General features: G+C 39.6%; 17 protein-coding genes and 3 pseudogenes. 17 read left to right on the forward strand and 3 right to left on the reverse strand.

Features of this window, described 5'->3' with window-relative positions; all coding sequences use genetic code 11:
* Positions 1-36: 36 nt before the first annotated feature.
* Positions 37-201, forward strand: a pseudogene (locus FVA69_RS00540) (Arm DNA-binding domain-containing protein); the annotation flags it as partial.
* A gap of 180 nt (positions 202-381) precedes the next feature.
* Here FVA69_RS00540 and FVA69_RS21320 read toward each other — a convergent pair.
* A pseudogene (locus FVA69_RS21320) lies at positions 382-552 on the reverse strand (PAAR domain-containing protein); the annotation flags it as partial.
* Positions 553-1,596: 1,044 nt separating this feature from the next.
* On the opposite strand from FVA69_RS21320, the gene FVA69_RS00545 reads away from it, so the two are divergent.
* From FVA69_RS00545 to FVA69_RS00590, 10 genes are all read left to right on the forward strand, one after another.
* Positions 1,597-1,953: a helix-turn-helix domain-containing protein gene (locus FVA69_RS00545; protein ID WP_109912292.1), complete on the forward strand. Its 357-nt coding sequence runs from the start codon at positions 1,597-1,599 to the stop codon at positions 1,951-1,953.
* A gap of 308 nt (positions 1,954-2,261) precedes the next feature.
* Positions 2,262-2,786 (forward strand): fimbrial protein, encoded by a 525-nt coding sequence (locus tag FVA69_RS00550; RefSeq protein ID WP_109912293.1) that lies wholly within the window; start codon positions 2,262-2,264, stop codon positions 2,784-2,786.
* Positions 2,787-2,861: 75 nt separating this feature from the next.
* On the forward strand, positions 2,862-3,584 hold the full coding sequence (locus tag FVA69_RS00555) for a fimbrial biogenesis chaperone (protein ID WP_109912294.1): 723 nt from the start codon (positions 2,862-2,864) through the stop codon (positions 3,582-3,584).
* Positions 3,568-4,140 (forward strand): fimbrial protein, encoded by a 573-nt coding sequence (locus tag FVA69_RS00560; protein WP_164528248.1) that lies wholly within the window; start codon positions 3,568-3,570, stop codon positions 4,138-4,140. The genes FVA69_RS00555 and FVA69_RS00560 overlap by 17 nt, the downstream gene beginning before the upstream one ends.
* Before the next feature lie 8 nt (positions 4,141-4,148).
* Positions 4,149-4,727: a fimbrial protein gene (locus FVA69_RS00565; protein ID WP_117162896.1), complete on the forward strand. Its 579-nt coding sequence runs from the start codon at positions 4,149-4,151 to the stop codon at positions 4,725-4,727.
* A gap of 29 nt (positions 4,728-4,756) precedes the next feature.
* A complete protein-coding gene (locus FVA69_RS00570; protein ID WP_109912297.1) occupies positions 4,757-5,356 on the forward strand; it encodes a fimbrial protein in 600 nt (199 codons plus the stop codon).
* 10 nt (positions 5,357-5,366) lie between these two features.
* Complete coding sequence (locus FVA69_RS00575; RefSeq protein ID WP_109912298.1) at positions 5,367-6,131, forward strand: fimbrial biogenesis chaperone; 765 nt, start codon at positions 5,367-5,369, stop codon at positions 6,129-6,131.
* Positions 6,107-6,937, forward strand: coding sequence for a fimbrial biogenesis chaperone (locus FVA69_RS00580; RefSeq protein ID WP_117162897.1), 831 nt, complete (start codon positions 6,107-6,109; stop codon positions 6,935-6,937). The genes FVA69_RS00575 and FVA69_RS00580 overlap by 25 nt, the downstream gene beginning before the upstream one ends.
* 99 nt (positions 6,938-7,036) lie before the next feature.
* Entirely contained in the window at positions 7,037-9,646 is a 2,610-nt protein-coding gene (locus FVA69_RS00585) for a fimbria/pilus outer membrane usher protein (protein ID WP_227024234.1), read from the forward strand.
* 79 nt (positions 9,647-9,725) lie between these two features.
* Positions 9,726-10,895, forward strand: a complete 1,170-nt coding sequence (locus FVA69_RS00590) for a hypothetical protein (protein WP_109912300.1) — start codon at positions 9,726-9,728, stop codon at positions 10,893-10,895.
* A gap of 876 nt (positions 10,896-11,771) precedes the next feature.
* On the opposite strand, the pseudogene FVA69_RS00595 reads toward FVA69_RS00590, so the two are convergent.
* Positions 11,772-12,792, reverse strand: a pseudogene (locus tag FVA69_RS00595) (IS3 family transposase); the annotation flags it as partial.
* A 349-nt stretch (positions 12,793-13,141) separates the two neighbouring features.
* Positions 13,142-13,504, reverse strand: coding sequence for a YibL family ribosome-associated protein (locus FVA69_RS00600; RefSeq protein WP_109912301.1), 363 nt, complete (start codon positions 13,502-13,504; stop codon positions 13,142-13,144).
* Positions 13,505-13,843: 339 nt separating this feature from the next.
* Here FVA69_RS00600 and FVA69_RS00605 point away from each other — a divergent pair, with 339 nt between their 5' ends.
* The 6 genes from FVA69_RS00605 (at position 13,844) to FVA69_RS00630 (ending at position 20,312) form a co-directional block, all read left to right on the forward strand.
* Positions 13,844-14,401: a tyrosine-type DNA invertase gene (locus FVA69_RS00605; RefSeq protein WP_004266220.1), complete on the forward strand. Its 558-nt coding sequence runs from the start codon at positions 13,844-13,846 to the stop codon at positions 14,399-14,401.
* A 939-nt stretch (positions 14,402-15,340) separates the two neighbouring features.
* Positions 15,341-15,730: a helix-turn-helix domain-containing protein gene (locus FVA69_RS00610; RefSeq protein ID WP_004263121.1), complete on the forward strand. Its 390-nt coding sequence runs from the start codon at positions 15,341-15,343 to the stop codon at positions 15,728-15,730.
* Between the two features lie 82 nt (positions 15,731-15,812).
* Entirely contained in the window at positions 15,813-16,376 is a 564-nt protein-coding gene (locus tag FVA69_RS00615) for a fimbrial protein (RefSeq protein ID WP_004266219.1), read from the forward strand.
* An 84-nt stretch (positions 16,377-16,460) separates the two neighbouring features.
* A complete protein-coding gene (locus tag FVA69_RS00620; RefSeq protein ID WP_042851703.1) occupies positions 16,461-16,988 on the forward strand; it encodes a fimbrial protein in 528 nt (175 codons plus the stop codon).
* Positions 16,989-17,017: 29 nt separating this feature from the next.
* On the forward strand, positions 17,018-19,549 hold the full coding sequence (locus FVA69_RS00625) for an outer membrane usher protein (protein WP_042851471.1): 2,532 nt from the start codon (positions 17,018-17,020) through the stop codon (positions 19,547-19,549).
* A 13-nt stretch (positions 19,550-19,562) separates the two neighbouring features.
* Positions 19,563-20,312 (forward strand): fimbria/pilus periplasmic chaperone, encoded by a 750-nt coding sequence (locus FVA69_RS00630; RefSeq protein ID WP_004266216.1) that lies wholly within the window; start codon positions 19,563-19,565, stop codon positions 20,310-20,312.
* Positions 20,313-20,319: the final 7 nt, after the last annotated feature.

The following is a 20,319-nucleotide window of genomic DNA, read 5'->3' on the forward strand; positions in this document are numbered from 1 at the left end:
TACCCCACATCAACCAGGGCTTACGGAGGTTTTGTTATGGCTCTGAGTGATATAAAAATTAAAACGGCAAAGCCGCTAGATAAGCCCTACAAATTTTCTGATTCAGGTGGGTTATATCTGATAGTTAATCGCAATGGTTCTAAATATTGGAGAATGAAGTATCGCTTTGCAGGCAAAGAAAAAATGCTTTCTATTGGTGTTTAACCTCGCTCAGTATATAGATGGGCGCAGGGAAATGATGCAGTGGTATGCAGATTACATGGATGAGTTAGAGCACAATTCAAACTAAATAATATCATTTAGCTACCTTTACGAATATTCGTAAAGGTGGTTATTACCTAGACTTTATTTTTTATTCTGAGTGCTAATATTAAGCTATCCCCCTTCAACGATAGTGCCTATTTTTTTACATGAAGGGCAATAGACAGAGTCGCCCACACAAGCGACGTCTTGAGTTTGTTTGGCGAGAGAAGAAGCCTGAGGTTTTTTACTCCTGGTATTCGTCGTATCATTTTTAAAAATAATTTTACGGGCCTTCACTGTGCTACGTATACTCCCCTCTTATCCAATTTCATGAAATCCAAAGTATTCAAAATGTAGATCGCACTGTTTATCATCAATCATATTTATATTTGAAATAAATCTTCAGTGCACGGATCCATCGATTTGCAAGAAATCTCTGCCTATCTTAAAAATACTCCCATCAACACATTGAACATATGGCCAATAATCTGATTAATCAGTAATGACAGATAAAAAATACCTAATTTATAAATGACGATATAACAAGTGTTTCAGCAATTAATTTAGAGTGACATATCCCATTAATCAATTTTTATAACTATGCTAGTTAAAATCGATTATTTTAGAAGCAATGATTATTTATTCTTAATAAAAAATAAATAATAATTGATCATTTTTCGCTCTTTTTTTTCTTAAAACGAAAAAATATTAAAATAATAAGACTACAAGATATTATAAAGTACATCCATTTAATTACAGGATGTAAGTAATTATTTCTGACGCAGTGGTCAATTACGTTACAATAACCACCCTAAATTAAATTTGAGATTGGCAATGATGAAATACACCTATAAAGGATAAACCTAAATACCACTATATAACAATGTGTTATAAAGATTGTTAATATTTGCCGCCCCATTATGATCTGTTGTGGCGATCGATCACTATATGATTAATAGCTACTAACTATCATTATCAGTCTATCCAAAGGTACAACCAGCTTTACCCATTTAGGATGTGGCTCTATATTCTAATAAGTCAATTTCACTTGAGGTGGTTTATTTATTCATTTAATTTTTATCTTTTTATTAATATTTCTCGTTATTTTAATATCAGTTAACACTGATTTTAAATTCGTTGATAAATAATATCTTGGTTGAGATTGTTTATTATATTTTATTTTTACTCGCGAGTGTTTTTTTTTATTTTTATAATTTAATGGTGAAATACCGCTCATTAATATTTATTGAAAATGAAGACATTATAGCATTTTATTTTAGCGCGATTTCTGGGGATACATATTTTTTTCAATATACTAAGTGATTTTTTGCTAACAGTGTAAGGAGCATTATTATGACCTTCATTACTACGCCGTCACACTATGCATTAGTGCACAGTGATCCCGGTGCATGTATTGATTCTCCGTGTATTTCACCTAAGCGGCTGAACGTGGCTACGGGTAAATTTATTCGTAATAAGCGAGTGAACCGAGGTTTTTCAGGGAAAGCACTTGGGGTGCAATTAAAAATTAGTCAGCAACATGTTTCACGTTATGAGCGTGGTGTTACGTCCATCAATCTTCACCAGCTCAACCAAATTTTGTCTATTTTATCGGTGTCGTGGGAGTGCTTTATTCAGGATGTGATTATTCCGCTGTCTCAACAGAATGAGGCTGAATTGGTAAAGGACGTTTCTAGCGTCTTTCGTTAACCGCTTACTAAATGTATAGGCATGTTGATATAGGGAGACGCGGCCTGGGGATTAAGGGCGCGTCATCACCGAGAATGAGGGCATCACCTTATGTGACTGCTTTCTGTATGGATGAATTGTGACCCCAAAATTATCCAGTCGAGCCGCACTCACTGAGTGCAGGAATGGTTGATTTTGGGGCTATAAATCGAAAGGTTGGCATAGGCCCATTTGCTAGCACTCATTAGCCCTAACCGAAATAAAATGGTAAAGGCACAAGGATGCAACACGTTAATTTTAAACTTATTTTCTATAAAGGAAATCATTGTATGAATATGAAAATCGTCGCAGCAACGTTATTAACCCTGGGTTTGAGTTCTGCTGTTGTTGCGAATGCCGCCACAAGTGCCGAGGTGACATTACAAGGCGCAATAACAAACAGCACCTGTAATCTGATTGTCAATGGTGGTAAGTCAACTCTTAATATGGGAGTTTTTAAAGGGGAAGACTTTAAAGGTAAAATTAACCAAAAAGTCGGCTCTACGGATATGCCCGTTTCTTTAACAGGATGTACGGCGGGTGAAACCGGCACGTTAATTGTTCAAGGAATGACATCCGTCAAAAATAATGACCAAAATATTTTTGTTAATAATGATGCCAATACGGTCGGTTTTATGGTGACTCAAAGTGATGGCTCAACCATTGTTAAAAATGGACAAGGTGTCGCTGTTAATTTAGGTAAAGAAGATACCACGGGACAATACACGTTTAAAGTGGGTATGGCATCCACCACTGAATCCCCTATAGGTGGCGCGTACACCGCCCCTATTTTAGTGGCTTATATCGTTAACTAATTTTCAAAAAAATAAACAGGCAGATAGAACACATCCGTTCTATCTGTTCTATTAATCCGTTAATGGGTCACGCGAATGGTTTTTTTTCGTTTCATCAACATCAGTTTTGTCGGTGTCTATTTCTTTTGCGCAAGTGTCTTTGCTGGAATTTCATTGGATAGTACGCGACTTATTTTTTCTAATACGGATAAAGGGCAAACCATTGGGGTTACCAGTAGCCAGCAATCAACCGTCCCTTATTTGGTTAAAGCACAGGTTTTAGACGATATTAAGGGGAACAATACACAAACGCCTTTTTCCGTCTCGCCATCATTATTTCGTTTAGAAATTGGGGCGACAAACCAACTTCGTATTATTAAGACGGGCGATCAAATATTGCCGCATGACAAAGAGTCACTCTTTTATCTCCGAGTGATGGCTTTGCCTGCTCGGCACCCTGGGAATGAACCGTCTCAGTCAGACTCACAGAGTGCCGTTGTTGTCTCGACGGGCAGTATTATTAAATTATTTTATCGACCGAAAAATTTTGAAATCAGTCAACAGCAGGCCATGTCGTCATTAAAATTTTCACGACAAGGTCAGTCGTTAACAGTCAGTAATCCAAGCCCTTACTTTATCACATTGTCGTCTTTGCATGTGGGGGAAAATAATATCCATCTGAGTCTTGAGGCTCAAAATACCATGATCCCCCCGTTTGGGTCAGTGGTTTATCCGAATGTGAATACGGCGAACAAGATTACATGGCAAGCAATTAATGATCATGGCGGGGTGGAAAAATTTTATGCAAATATTCAATAGATTAGTGAGAACAGGCCTTGGGACAGGGGTTTATCTGATGAGCTTCTTGGGGAGCGCGTCAGCCGCAACCGTAAATTTCAGTGCACAAATAGCTTACGAAGGTGCTTGTGAAATTACAGTGACACCGACGATAACGTTTAATAACGGCCAAGCTATTTTACCCAGCCAAATTGAAGCAAAAGCCGATGTTACCAAGCAAACATTCAATTTAATACTTGCTAACTGTAAAGGTATAAAAGTCACCCCCAAAATTATCGTGAGTGGGAATGTCAACTCCACTTACGGTCAAGATTTATTTTTAGATTCAGGATCAACTGCGGTGGGATACGGTATTTTATTATCAACCGCAGGGAATACGACATTCCAAGCAAACTCAAACTTAGCCACAAACAAACAAATCTCAGCCGTTAAAAGTTGGAACGTCAATACCAATTTAGCAACCATCAATGGAACATTGCCACTCAGTGCGGCATTGACTTGTGCTAATTGCACCGCAGCGGATCGCGTTGGAGGTAAGTTGAATGCTAGCGTGACGTTTGATTTCCAGTATGAATGAGGTGAGTAATGCGACTGTTTTTTCTGAAATATGGCGCGATTGTTCTGGGAATTTTCATCGCCAATGCATTTGCCTCAACAACAAACCCAAGTGTTTTGATGGAGGCGGTGATCGCCAATAAAGGTGTTGGGTGTGAGATTACACTTCCCCAAACATTATTGCGATTTAAACCCCTTCAAGCGAATCAGTTAAAAGGGACCGTACAAACCTATGAGATCCAGCCTTTAATGGTCAGGTTAGCCTGTGTTAATGAAACTCAAATTCTTCAACCTAAATTAACATTGCAAGGTGTGACGCCTTATCCTACCGATAGTTATAAGGTGATTTTCTTAGATGAGAAAATCAACGGGATTGGCTTTATGGTCCGTCAAACTACCGATGGAAAACCCATCTCTTTGGCCGATTTTTACCGCCCGGATGTTGCTATCGGTAATACCACGACAGTCGTTTCACTGAATTCGTTAACGCCGGATAACCAATACCAGAGCGAATCAACCCTCTGGGTGGGCATGGTTGGGCCTTTTCAGTCAACGATTATCGCTGGGCGTTTTCAAGCCTCATTAATGTTAAATGTGATATTTGAGTAGGATATTTAGCGGCAGGATAACGATAAAAAATGAAAACAGCACATTCGATGTATTTAGCCTTCTGTCTTGGCGGGGCTATCAGCGTATCCTCCCCAGCGTTATTCGCGGGTACAGCAAGCAGTGTATTAAATTTTACAACCCTATTTGCTGGAGGCGGGTGTGGTATCAGTGTTCCGCCAACTATTCAATTTAACAATGGAAACCCACTATTACCTTCCGAGATTGAAGCCGCAACAGAAGCGGGAACCCCTAAAACATCGGCCTCTTTTAATATTATGTTGAGTAATTGCAGCGGGTGGGGGCTTATCCCCAAAATTAAAGTGACGGGGGATAAAACGACGGCGTTTGGCTCAACATTATTTCGATCGAATCAATTAGGCTCTGGGGATTCCGATGGGTACGGTGTCTACCTAAAAACAGACGGCAATACGTCATTTAAACAAAACAACAATTTAGGATACAACGGTACCATTTCAGCCAATGAGAATTGGTCGACAGAAAAGCAACTTGCCACTATTGATACCTCGATCCCCATTTTTGCCGTATTACGCTGTGGTAATTGTGTCTATGGGGCACGTCAAGGCGGTAAATTTTCTGCCACAGTGACGTTCACATTTCTCTATGACTAAGGACATAAATATGCTCAATCAATATTCCACACTTAAGGTGGCTATCGTCGCTGGCTTTATTTCCCTTTTTTTTGCCAGTATTAAAGTGGGGTTAGCGGAGGGCGGAATAAGCCTGAGCCAAACCCGCGTCGTGTTTGAACAAAACGCTAAAAGCAAGAAAGTGCTTATTAATAACCAAAGTGATCAAGTTTACCTTATCGATAGTCGTGTTCTATCGACCCCCGATGGGCTCGCGAGATCAACAGACCGTCTCCCTTTTATGGTCACGCCCCCGTTATTTCGTCTTGAAAAAAACAGTAATAATGCGGTGCTAATTAACCGCAATGATACGTCAACCTTAGCAAAAGATCGCGAATCTCTTTTTTATTTGAGTTTTTTGGCGATCCCGTCGGTAAAACCCTCCGCTGAATCGGCAGAAAGCCCCGAGATAACAACCACTCAGGTATCGTTTGGTATACGTACGGTGATCAAATTATTTTATCGGCCGACAGGGTTAGACATGCCAGTTTCCCTTGCGCCAGAAAAATTAACCGTTAAGCAAGGTAAAAATCAATTACAGATTACAAATCCGACACCGTATTACCTGACGTTAGCGGAACTTTTCGTTAATGACCAACCGATAAGTATTCGAGAACAAGGTGCCATGCTGGCCCCCTTCTCAACGCAATATTATAACGCCCCCCAAGTTATCATTAAACAGGTTTCATGGTCAGTCATCAACGATTTTGGTGGTCTTAGTCAGAGGTTTACATGGACAAATACAGTAACGCAATGAGCCTATGTCGCGGTGTGACAATTATCTGGTGTGGTCTTTTATGGGGATGCCTATTGAGTGGTATGACGGCCCAGGCTAACGAATTGGATAATCAAGCTGGTATTGCATTACAAAGTACGCGGGTGATTTACACGGGCAATGCAAAAAAAGGGATCTCTTTTACTGTTACGAATAACACGTCAAACGTGTATCTCTTGCAGTCTCGAGTACTACCTTGGTCGAATGGGGGGGATGGATCCTTAGACAAGGCGCACCAGATGACAGAAAAATCAGCGGTTTCTTCTCCTTTTATTGTTCTTCCGCCACTGGTGAGAGTTAATCCCAAAGAGCAAATGACGCTACGAATTCGGCTGATTGATAGTCACTTATCCTCAGATAAGGAGTCTGTTTTTATGTTGGCATTAAAAGCCATTCCAAGCCAATCGCCAAGTAGAGCAGGAAAAATGGACAGCGGGAGTGCTCAAGTTATTTTAGCGCTGCAAAATAATCTTAAATTATTTTATCGCCCCGACCATCTATTGAATATGGATATAGACGCCCAAGCAAAGGGACTGCAATTTTCTTTTGAGCACAGCGTACTTCGTATCGACAACCCGACACCGTATTACATTACGGTCAGTGATGTGGATATTGATGGCATACCGGTTTTGCTCACAACCGCTAATATGCTGGCGCCTTTCTCTTCTCGAGATTATGAGACGTCAATCACGACAGGTAAAATGGGCGTGGTGACTTGGCGAATGATTACCGATGAAGGCGTGAAGAGCCAGGAATATAAGCAGCCGCTGTCCTTAAAGGCACGGTGACCCCTGATGGTTTCTATCGGGATATTGGCGGTTCATTTCCCGTATTTCTGTTTTGATGATGAGAATTGATGTATGCAAGGGATAAAGCGAAGAGACCTTATGATGGTAACGAGGATGCCGAGATTACCACTTTTTTTCTATTTTTGTACGTTAAGTTCGGGGGCTACGCTGGGCGTCTCTTCTTGGGTTTTCGCTGACGACTATTTTGACCCCAGCTTTTTGAGTATCAGTGGTGAGCATGACGCTGTCGATTTGTCCGTTTTTGAGAAAGAGGGCAGCATTGCTGAAGGGAATTATACGGTCTCGGTGTTCGTTAATAACCAAGATATGGGGCAATTTGATCTCACCTTTGAACGTAATAGCCAAGACAGAATTTCACCTTTGTTAACCCCTAAATTACTCAAGGCATGGGGCGTTAATGTTGCCAATCTGCCCGAGCTTAAGTCATTATCCCAAGATACCCCATTAAATAACGTATCGGCGTATATCCCTTATGCCACGTCAACCTTAGATTTGGCGCGTTTACGCCTTGATATTAGTGTCCCTCAAGTCGCCATGGATCCCGAGTATATAAGAGGCGATAATCCAACCTTATGGGATAATGGTATCCCCGCATTATTATTAAACTATAACATCAGTGCAGGTCGAAATCGAAATTCGCCATCAAACGGCAGTACCACGCAGTCAGATAACATATTTGCGTCTGTTCGAGGGGGGATAAACCTAGCGTCTTGGCGTTTACGCAGTACTGCGACGTATACTCGAACAAAAAATAACGGGACAGATAATAACGCTAACCGTGTTGAACAACAGACGCGCTTTTCGGATACCTATTTATTTAGAGATATTCGTCGATTACGTTCTACTTTATTGATGGGCGAAGCGAGTACTGGGGGGGAAGTGTTTGATAGTGTTCAATTTAAGGGCATCACATTACAGTCAGACGAACAAATGTTACCCAGTCAATTACGGGGATATGCCCCTAGCATTAGCGGTATTGCCAATACGAATGCGCGAGTCACGATACGACAAAATGGTAATGTTATTTATGAAACCTATGTCGCCCCGGGCCCTTTCTATATCAATGACATTCAGCAAGCAGGGTTATCTGGTGACTATGATGTTTTAGTGACAGAGTCTAACGGCACAGAGCGACGTTTTACTGTGCCGTATACCGCATTACCCTCCATGTTACGCCCTGGCGGATGGAAATATGAGTTAACGGCGGGACGTTATAACGGGGCATTAACACAAGGATCTCGTCACTCTAATTTTATATTAGGCACGTTGATGTACGGGTTGAAAAATGGGATCACTGGATTTGGTGGTGCATTACTCGCTCCCGATTATCAAGCCGTTAACGGGGGAGCGGGCGTGTCTCTTGGTACCTTTGGCGCAATCTCTGCAGACATGACCCATTCTATTGCAAGGTTATCTGTCAACGCCGATGAGACTCGCCAAAGGACAGGGCAATCCTACCGTTTACGGTATTCTAAAAGTTTGATGGCCACCGGTACTTCGGTCGACTTGACGGCGTTACGTTATTCTACGGAACACTTTTATAATTTTAGTGAATTTAATAGTCAAGGTTATAGTCTCGATTCAGGGCTTAATCCTTGGACATTACAACGCCGGCGTAGCAGCTTTCAAACCCAACTGAGCCAGCAACTAGGCGAATATGGAACATTGCGTTTTCGTGCTAATCGGGATGATTATTGGGGAAATAGCAAAACGTTAACTGGGTTGTCTTTTGGCTATAGTGGCACAGCAAAGGGGATCAGTTTTGGCCTTAATTATAACATCGATAGAATAAAAGATACGCGGGGGCGTTGGCCCGAAAATCGCCAGGTTAGCCTGAATATCAGTATTCCTTTTCGGATTTTTGGGCATGATGACGGGTTAGCGTCGCTTTATGCGACGGCCACCACAACCCATGATAACCAAGGCCGGACCACTAATCAAATGGGGATCAGTGGGAATACATTGGACAGTGCAATGTCATATAGCTTCGCTCAGAGTTGGGGAAATCAAAATCAAACCGCGGTGAGTAATGCCAACATCGGGTATCAAGGGAGCAAAGGCTCGCTGAGCGGTGGGTATAGCTATAGTAATGAGACGCGAGCAGTCAATATGAATGCGAGTGGCGGTCTATTAGCGCATTCCGGCGGTATCACCTTTTCGAGCTCGCTCGGTGATTCCGTCGCGCTGATCTATGCCCCCGAGGCTTCAGGAACTCGCTTAATGAACGGTTATGATAAGGTCGATTGGCAAGGTTATGCCGTGGTTCCGTATTTATCAAACTACATGCAAAATAGTGTCGGCATTGATCCGACAACGCTCCCAGACGATGTGGATGTCACCTATTCTAATGCTAACGTTTATCCGACCAAAGGCGCGGTCATCAAAGTCGACATTGCTACCCACGCAGGCTATCAAGTCTTGATGAATCTTCAACAATCGGATCACCAACCGCTGCCTTTTGGGGCGATTGCCACCCTTATTACTGATAATCCGTCAGAAGAGACGGCGATTAATGGCATTGTGAGTGACGGTGGACAGGTTTATTTAGCGGGGTTACCTGAAAAAGGTGAACTCCTTGTCAAGTGGGGGAATGAACCCGATCGTCAATGCCGCGTAAGGTTCGAATTGGGTTCATTAAAGATAACGCCAGACAACCCGATACGTAAAGCAACTTACCGTTGTGAATAAGATAAATCTGCCCATTGAGTGTGAGCGGCTTTTATCAGTCATCGCCCTAAATATTATTGTTTTTATAAGAGTATATCCGATGAAAAGTGCACGTAATTTTTTCTTTTCTTTTTTCTGTCACGTATTGTTTTTAACATCTTGCTTGCATATTTCTGTGAGTTCGGCAGCAACCTACACCGTCAAGGCGGGGGCTTTTCAGCCATTAGACGTGGGCGATACTTGGACGACATCTATACCAGCAAAAAATTTTGCTAAATATGAAAGCGCTGGTCCAAATATGGTGGGGTTTACTGGATCAGTCGATTCAACAGGTTTGTGCTCTGGTACCGTAAATAAGTGGAGTACTGATACCTATTCTATTTATCCTGTTGTGTCACTCGATGGGTACTATGGTATAAAAATAGCTGAAGGGGTTATTTTAGTGCCGATGAATTTAAATGTCACGGCTTCCGGCGGCTTTGCGAACAGTGTTACTGGCAATGAGACTGATATCAAAAAATACAACTCGAGTGTGAGTACCAACGGTAAAGGACTGAGAAATAATGTTGGGACAAAGTCCAATCCTACTCTTTGGTGCAGTATTTTACAAGACATTGGTGAGCCATACCGGTGGGTTCGAATCGAAGGCGGTTCGGGGACCTCGACGGGCTCAGTCAGCTGGGGCGTTTACGCTTCATCGACCGCCGCAGCGGGAACGTACACAATACCAAAGCTATTTATAGGGCAAGGATTAATAAATGATAGTGGTACCGTTCAATACACCGCATCTACTTTACAAGGGAGTTCAATTACGGTGAGGCGACCTTTGGCGTGTCAAATCGTCTCACCAACCTCAATTGATTTTGGAACCGTTAATATTACTGGGAAGTCAGCAGATCAACTCTTGGCTACACAGTCTAAAGATTTAGAAATTAATTGTGCCTCAGATACGGTTGATGCGGTCGCTGATATGACCCTTGCTTTTTCTGGCCAATTTCCTGAAGGCAATTATTGGGGGCGTTTAAGTGTGACAAACAGTGATAGTCAAGTGATGGGGTATATCAGAGGTCGATACATTAATGCCAGTGGTTCTTGTGCTCCAGATACCGTCAATGAGGTTGGTTTTAATGGAACGAGTGGCACGAAGACGATTAAAGGCGTACAAAACGGTATAACTAAAGTGCCGATGACCTGGTCACTGTGTTCCAATGGGGCTAGTTTACTCGGCCGTGGTAATGCACAAGCCACAATTAATATTAATTGGGATTAAGTAATGAATGTATTTTAGTCGAGCCATTTACGCTAACGTGTATATTGCTAACTGACTTTCATGGGGCTTAATAGTTAGCGCTTGGCTATCTTCTCAATTTTTCAATCTGTGTGTTTAGCCATGATTAGACTTCACTTTTAAACCCGTGGGAGTGCGTCCTCATTTAATGGACTTAGGACACACTCCCTGTCTTGAAAATTCAACAAGACGCGTTGCAAAATACATAGAAGAGCTGGTTATTTATCTGCGTACGACTTACCCTTATTCACGACACTCAGTAAATTCAACTCGTACAGCGCACACCTTAATTAAGTAACATCTCGTGATCTTTTTTTACGAACTGAATGATAACGTTGAGTTAGAACTATTATTTCGACGTAAAAACATTCAAAGACAGTGAGGATGACCCGCAATGGGTGTGTTCAAAAACGGATAAAAATAAAATGGATCGTTCTGATGATGAGGTCGCTAACGACGCAATAAAAAGCATCGATAGCGGTGGTAAGTGTTTTTGAAGTGATTGACTAATAGCTCGTAACGCGTTATGAAGAAAATAAAATGACGTTATAACCGATTAAGAAATCAAGGTTTAACGGTCCAATCGCCTTGATTGGTTTTAATGACAATCTCGATAATGTCACAATTGAAATTCGTCCTACTCATACCGTTATAAATCATATAACGGTATGTTTGTGTTTTACCAAATGGCAATGCGTAAGGACGAACGGGGTTACCAACACTATCTCAGCATTGTCCCCGATTGACTTGCACAGTATTAATCGTGAGTTTATCCACCGTGCTTGTGATGTTAACGGTACGATACACAGTCCCTGAACTCTGTTGTGTACCGGAAGTAATTTTCATTGGTAATTGAGACGCAAAACTGGCCACCGCTTTAGAGTTTTCCCAATATCTTTTTTCAGATTCGTTTGGGGGTAACCCGCCGTTATATTCGTGAGGTTTGAGTGTGCTGTAATATCCGACAATATAATCCGTTATGCTATGAACTGCATCACTAAAGCTTATGTAGCCTGTTACCGGTACCCACTCGTTTTTAGGCTTCTGAAAAAACGCTCCATCGGGCTGTTATCCCAACAGTTTCTGCGTCGGCTCATACTCTGTGTTATCCGATAACGCCATAGTAACTGCCGGAACTGTCTACTGGTATAGTGGCTACCCTGATCGCTGTGGAACATGACATTCGTTGGATATCCTCGTCTTTCCCAAGCCATTTCCAGTGCTTTGATTGTCAACCGACTATTAGGCAAAAACGAAATAGCCCATCCAATGGGTTTTCGAGCGAACAAGTCGAGTACAACAGCGAGATATGCCCAACGTTTTCCTGTCCAGATATAAGTCACGTCGCCATACCACACCTGATTGGGCTCAGCGACCGCAAACTGACGTTCAAGATGATTCGGTATAACAATATGTTCTTGTCTACTGCGTTTATAGCGGTGCCTCGGTTGCTGACAGCTTACAAGTCCGAGTTTTTTCATGAGCCTACCGGCAAGCCCCTGTATGTTGCCATTATAGCGATACTCCTTGCGCCTGCTGAGCCATGACTAAGGTGGTGGGGCTCCTGAGCTTCCCAATTAACGTAAATTGTTCAGGGAGTCTGACATCAAGAGCGCGGTAGCCTTTTTTAATATTTCGTTTTCCATTTCAATACGTTGAAGTTTTTTCTTTAATTCACGTATTTCAATTTGCTCGGGCGTGATGGGGGTGCCTTTGGCGTTTTTCCCGCCCGCTCGTCTCGTAACTGTTTTACCCATCGAGTCATGGTGGGAAGACCAATATTCATCGCTTTAGCTGCATCAGCAATCGTATAGTTCTGATCCACAACCAGCTGGGCGGATTCGTGTTTAAATTCTGCACTGAAATTGCGTTTTTTCATTAAGGCATCTTTATTGTTATGAGGTGAGCATATCACCTCTATTCAGGTGGCCAAATTTATTAAGCCACTTCAATTTGATATTTTTGCTCAAAAACGTCGTCGGTTAAAAGAAGCGGAAGGAGCGAGAGCGAATATCGCGGCGCTGAAAGATTTACTGAAAATAGGAAAGTAGAAAAATAGTAGAATCACTATTTTTAGTTAAATTGCTAAAATTAGCTTAGTACCTGAGGTGGTCGTAGTAAACAAGAGGGAACTCATACTCACTAACGGTTCATAACCACGAAAAGTGTACTAAGAACCTTTTAGTATTAGTGAGTCATTACAGGTTTTAGTTAGGTTGATTCCCTAACTAAAAATCAGCCTTAGAGAAACCAGTCATAACATCCAGTTCCATTTCGCGGCCTAATGCTGTCATTGGATGGACAATTATCAAACCTCGCACGGACTTCTTCAGCTTGCCAAGATCGGCTTGTTCTTTCTTAGTGATTGGGCGTTTGAATGGCATATCGACTAACTTCTGTGCTTCTTTGCTGAGCTTTTGGTTACGCACTGCTTTCAGGCGAGTAACTTCAGTTTCCAACGTCACTTTTTCTTTTTCGAGTTCTGCGTATTTTTCTGCATCGCTCGTCAGTTGCATACTTGCCATCTGGTGACGAATAAGGTCTAAGCGGTCGCTAAGAAGCTTAATTTGTGTTTTTTCAATTTCTTTCATTATTTAATTAACCGTGAATAAATTTCTTGTCGGCAAGTATACACTATTTCGTATTAGAGGGTGAAAAGGGATATAGACTAACACCCCATGTGAGGACGCCTTTATCGCTCATCATTCATGCAATGAAAACAACATAATTACCTTATAAATCAACTTATCACTCAACCACTCACAATTCTGTTTTTTTATGCCTTAGTGATATCATGATTAAGTGCTTGCATTTCGGTATCATCACTGACCTTTCTGACATATTATATTTAATTTTCTGAAAAATTATTATTTTTAGTTAATTTATCGTTGGTATATAGCAAAATATAACGAGGTATAGATGAGATCATAATGACTAAACGTAAATTTATTACACGTACAGAGGTGAATTCTTTATTGGATGCTACAAAGCAAGGTCGCTATCCTAATCGCGATTATTGCTTGTTATTAATGAGCTTTTTGCATGGGTTAAGAGTTAGCGAGCTCACTCATATCACAATGGCTGATATTGATTTAGTGCAGAAAGTGATATTTATTAGGAGACTAAAAGGAGGGCTGTCTACCGTACAGCCTATAATTCCCGAAGAGTTTAATGCGATTGAAAAATGGCTAGCTGAAAGAGATTCTTGGAAAACAGCGGGATCAGATTGTTTATTTATTTCACAAAAGGGAAGCCAAATTTCTCGTTATCAAATTTATCGTTTATTTGAGCAGTATGGAAAAATAGCTGGGCTTCCTGTAAAGCTTCATCCTCATATGCTAAGGCATGCATGCGGCTATGCATTAGCTGATTTGGGCCGGGATACACGATTAATTCAAGATTATTTAGGGCATCGAAATATCGCTCATACTGTAATTTATACTGCGAGTAATGAAAAAAGGTTTAGTGGTATTTGGTTGAATCAATAAGCAATTTAATGACTTGTATCAACATAAGGCTAGCACTAAACATAATAATATGAACTAAACACCAAGAATACCTCAGTTATTTAGGTAATTGATTTGATAAAACTGAGGTATTCTTGTGCATATTAAGGGCAATAATTATTTTGAAAGCCACAAACAACATACTCAACTAATTTATTTCACAGCCTTTAAAAATAAAATTAGTTAATAATTTTATTTATTCTTTTTTTTTGAATTATCATGATTTAATTACTCCAATTAAGAGTGACAGCAAATCACTTTCGTTGTTAACTAATTGTTATCATATTTTAATCATTTTTTTACAATAATAGTCCATTTTTGATTGCTAAATAAAGCCACTCTGTGAAATGGTAGGATGTAAGTGAAATTATTTAGATGATAAATTCATGTTTTTGGTTTTTGTAAGTTAAAAACTTTTAATTTCCGCTGTAAAATACAGCAATATAATATATAACAAAAAAATTAATCAATTATCAATGATAATCAATTGGATAAATAAAATATCTATAAAAATCAATCTATAATGCAACATAATAAATCAAAATGTTCAAATTACCTAATAAGTATAATTATCAGACTAACTAAAATCAAACAGCATAAAACTCTGTTACTGCAATGCATTTTAGAGGTAATTATTAATTAATGTAAAAATTTGTCATTAACAACAAAAAGTTATCATTCATGATTTTATTTGCAATAAAACTAGCTAGTTAAATTATCTAGTTTTACCATTTTTATTTATAAATTAAAGATTTTAATTCTGACGATTCTTATATATAAAACAATTTACCTAAAACTTATTTAACGCAACATTTTGATTTATTTTGTTGCGTTTTTTTTGCATTTCAAAAAATAAATTGTTCACTTTATAAGCGGTTCTGATTGTTTTGCCACATTACACAAGGCTTTAATTGGTGAGATATGAAAAGTAATAAATTAAAGACCAGTATAGATAGCTTTCAGAAAATACTAACTGAACAAATTGGCATGGAATTATCGCATCTTAGAAAAGAGAAAGGGCTTAGTGGTAGTGATCTAGCTAAAAAATTAAAGATATCACAACAACAAATATCTCGTTATGAAAGAGGAATATGTAGCATTAATTGTGGAATGCTATTTTCAATTTTATTTTATCTAGAAATTAGCCCGAGTGCATTTTTTGAAAGTGTATCATTGAAAATAAATGAAAAAAATCCTAGTGCTAATTCATTTATTCATAATAGTGAATGCTTATCCGATGAAAAGGATAACTACCATTATATTTTTAATCGACAAACAGAAATTATTTTAAATTCTTTATACAGCAAATAGTTATTTTAAAAATAATAAATTCTAACTATGCCCTACATCATGTTGGGTAATCATCACGTTGTTATATATAAATGAGGTTCAAATGAAAAAAGTATTTTTAGCCGCGCTAGTTTCTGCCGCTATTGCATCTCCAGCACTTGCTGATCAAGGGCATGGTAAAGTCACATTTAAAGGTGAAATCATTGATGCACCTTGCTCAATTAGTTCAGATTCTATTGACCAAACAGTATGGTTAGGCCAAATCGCTAACTCTGTTTTAGCGAATGGTGGTACTTCTAGCGCGAAGCAATTCAATATTGAATTGGAAGACTGTGTATTCCCGAAAGATGCAGATGATAAAGTGTACAACGATAAAGTGAGTATCACATTCTCTGGTGCTAGCGCTGCTTTCAACTCTAAATTACTCGGTGTAACAGGCTTAGATGCAACAGACCCAACTATTGCTGGCAACGTGGGTATTCAATTAACGGATACTAATGGTGCAGCGTTAAATATGGGAGTTGCAACAGCTCAAGAACACCAATTACAAGCGGGTGATAATACATTGCGTTATAGCGCTTATGTACAAGGTGCAAACGTTGCGGTTGATAAAATTCCATTAGGTAAATTCGAAGGCGTAACTAACTTTACCTTAACTTATAACTAATTGATTAGTTTAAGAGGAATACCTTTGTGTTCCTCTACTAATCACCAAATTAAGTCAGAGGTTAAAGTGAAAGGATTTATCTATTTGCGAAGAAAAGTATCTTCTCTATTTCTTCTAACATTATTTCTTTCGCCACAAATGGCTGCATCATCTCATGGATGGGGAAAAGTCACGATGAATGGCGAAATAGTCGATACTGCCTGCGCAATAGATATTGGGTCTAGGGATCAGACCATTAATATGGGGGTGCTTCCAACAAGCTATATTCGTGAAGTTGGGAAAGGCCCCATAAAAGAATTCAATATTAAGCTCATTGATTGTCGTTGGGAAAAATATTCGAAAGATAATAACGAATGGAATTCACTCGAAGTCACTTTTGATGGTCCATCAGAAGGTGATTTTTTCACACTCTCGGGTGAAGCAAAAGGAGTGCAATTGGCATTGCATGATATATCGGGATATTCCATTACACCAGGAAAGCCATTACCCGCATTAGGAATTACGCCAGGGACAATGATCCTGAAATATCAAATGCAATTAGTCACCAATTATCATCCTGTTAAAGCGGGTAATTACCAAACCTTATTAAGGTTCAAGGTCGATTATTATTAATTCTAAGAAATTATATTGGTGTTTTAGGGATGTTTTTTATGTTTTTTAAACAACACAAAATAAATATAATAACGACAACGATAATGATTACATTTGGATCATTATCCGCTCAGTTATATGCTGCCGATACCATACAATTTAATACGGCATTATTTGATTTAGAAGACAAAAAAAACATTGATATTAAGCAATTCTCACGTGCAGGCTATATTATGCCTGGTATTTATCCCCTCAAAGTACAAGTAAATAAAGAAACTTTACCTGAGCAACGGTTTTCATTCTATGCGCCAGAAAACGACCCTGAAGATAGCCTCGTTTGTATCACACCAGAACAAGTCCAGCAGCTAGGATTAACAGCTAGTTCGTTGAAGCAAATTACGTGGTGGCATAATAATGAGTGTCTTGATTTACGCAGTTTGCCTGGCTTTCAAGCTCGAGGGGATTTATCTGACTCTACGTTGTATCTGAGTATACCTCAAGCCTACCTTGAATATAGAACAGCTAACTGGGATCCGCCTTCTTTGTGGGATGAAGGAATTTCAGGGGCTATTTTAGACTACAATATAAACGCAAGAGCGAATAAGCCTCATGATAACAATAGCAACTATAATGTGACAGCAAATGGTGTCGCAGGTGTGAACCTTGGTGCATGGCGCTTTAGGGGAGATTGGCAGGGGCGTGCTCAACGAGAAACTGGCTCGAATAGTAAAAATGAGCATGACTTTCAATGGAGCCGACTATACGCCTATAAAGCGTTAACCAGTATTAAAGCGAAATTGACCTTGGGTGAGGACTATTTTAACACCGATTTATTCGATAGTTTTCGATTTACAGGTGTTGGCTTACGCTCTGATATCTTAATGTTACCACCTAATTTACGTGGGTATGCACCTGAAATAACAGGTGTTGCTACGACAAATGCGACGGTGATTGTTAGCCAACAAGGGCGAATTATTTATCAAGAACAAGTCGCCGCGGGTCCTTTCCGTATTCAAAATTTAAGTGATGCGACGACGGGAAAACTGGATGTTCGAATCGAAGAGCAGGATGGTTCGGTTCAAGAATATCAGGTTGAAACAGCCAATATCCCTTATTTAACTCGACCAGGTAGTATTCGATATAAACTAGCGATGGGTCGCCCAACGGATATGGATCATCATGTCAATGGAGATACATTTGCGAGTGGTGAAATGTCGTGGGGTGTCACTAATGGTTGGTCATTGCTTGCTGGTTCATTAAATAGCCAAGACTATAATGCATTCAACGTGGGTGTCGGTCGTGACTTATTGGCATTTGGTGCCTTATCTTTCGATATTACGCATTCTATTGCAAATATTCCTAATGATAAAAAACTCACAGGTAATTCTTATCGAATAAACTATTCAAAACGTTTTGATGACTATGATAGCCAAGTTCAGTTCGCAGGTTACCGATTCTCAGAACGCAGTTTTATGACTGTAACCGATTTTTTAACGGCTAAAGATTCAGGTGAGCGTCAAGGTAGTAATAAAGAAATGTATGTGATCTCTTTAAATAAAAACTTTAGAGAATCGAGAATTACAGCTTATTTAAACTACTCGCACCAAACCTATTGGGATAAGCCAGAAAGTAATCGCTACAATTTAATGGTGACAAAAACCTTAGATTGGGGAAGCCTGAAGAATATTAATATTTCGTTATCGGCCTATCGTAATAAATATAACGAAACAAATGATGATGGCCTGTATATCTCAGCTTCAATGCCTTGGGGAAATGGTGCAAATATTGGTTATTCATTACAAGCAACACGGGATGATACTGTTAATCGAGCAACCTATTATGACAAATTGTCAGATAGAACCAATTATCAAGTCAGTGCAGGTTCGACCAACAAAGGTGGAACCGCAAGCACCTATATTACCCATTATGGTGATAATACTAAGTTAACTGCGAATGCCAGCTATATTCATAATAATTACACATCATTTGGGGTAGGGGCACAAGGCGGATTTACCATGACTTTAAATGGTGCGGATGCTCATCGAGTCTCAAATATTGGCGGAACTCGTTTGCTCATTGACACTGATGGTGTGGCTAAAATTCCCGTATCAGACCGAGGGATACCTATTGCATCAAATGCATTTGGTAAAGTGGTTGTCCCTGATTTAAATAGCTACTACCGCAGTAAAGTTAAAGTCGATTTAAATGCATTACCGAATAATGCCGAGGTAACGGATTCTATTGTTCAAGCGACATTAACAGAAGGCGCGATTGGCTATCGCAAATTTAATGTGTTGTCTGGTGAAAAGATGATGCTTTCAATGCGTATGTCTGACGGTTCTGCACCGCCATTTGGCGCTCAGATCACGAATTTGAAAGGAAAAGAAACGGGAATAGTCACTGATAATGGATATGCCTATGTTAGTGGTATCAACCCAAATGAAGTCATGATTATTCATTGGGGTGGTGAAGCACAATGTGAAATTAATTTTCCTGAAAATTTAGAAACAATTAACCAAGGATTATTTATTCCTTGTAAACCATTATCAAATAAACGTAATGAAGCAGATAATAATCTGTAACTGAGTGATTGCTATGAAAAAATTAACTAATTTATATATCAGTACTATTTTATTAAGCAGTTTAGTTAGCGGAAGCGCATTCTCGGCAATTGCTTTAGATAGAACCCGAGTTATTTTTAATGGCGATCAAAAAAGCGTTTCAATTACTATTACTAATAAAAATAACCAGCTACCTTATTTGGCTCAAGGGTGGATTGAAAATATTCAAGGGGTAAAAATCACTTCACCGTTTGCTGTATTACCGCCAGTACAGCGAGTTGAACCCGAAAAATCAAGCCAAGTCCGTATTGAGGCGCTTCCTGAAATTAGTCAGTTACCTCAGGATAGAGAAAGTGTTTATTACTTTAATTTAAGGGAGATCCCGCCAAAAAGTGATAAACCGAATGTTTTGCAATTAGCGTTACAGAGCAAAATTAAATTATTTTATCGTCCTAAAAGTATCATGCTAAGCGAAACAGAAATGCTGAATAACCCTTGGCAAGAAAAAACACAGCTTATTAAGCAAGGTGACCAATATATCATTAAAAACCCAACTCCCTTTTATATCACGATTATTGGTGCGGCTGAGCGAAAAAATTCACCGGTAAATCAGAATTTTAAGGCAGTTATGGTTGCACCATTTAGTGAAGAAAAATTAGGAGTTCCAAGTTCTACTGTGGGGGCAAATCCGGTATTGACCTATATAAATGACTATGGTGGCCGGCCAAAACTTCAATTTAAATGTCAAGCAAATACATGTCAGGTTGTTCCTGAAAGTAAATAGAGAGGAA

The sequence above is a fragment of the Providencia sp. PROV004 genome (assembly GCF_011045615.1).
Lineage (GTDB): Bacteria > Pseudomonadota > Gammaproteobacteria > Enterobacterales > Enterobacteriaceae > Providencia > Providencia rettgeri.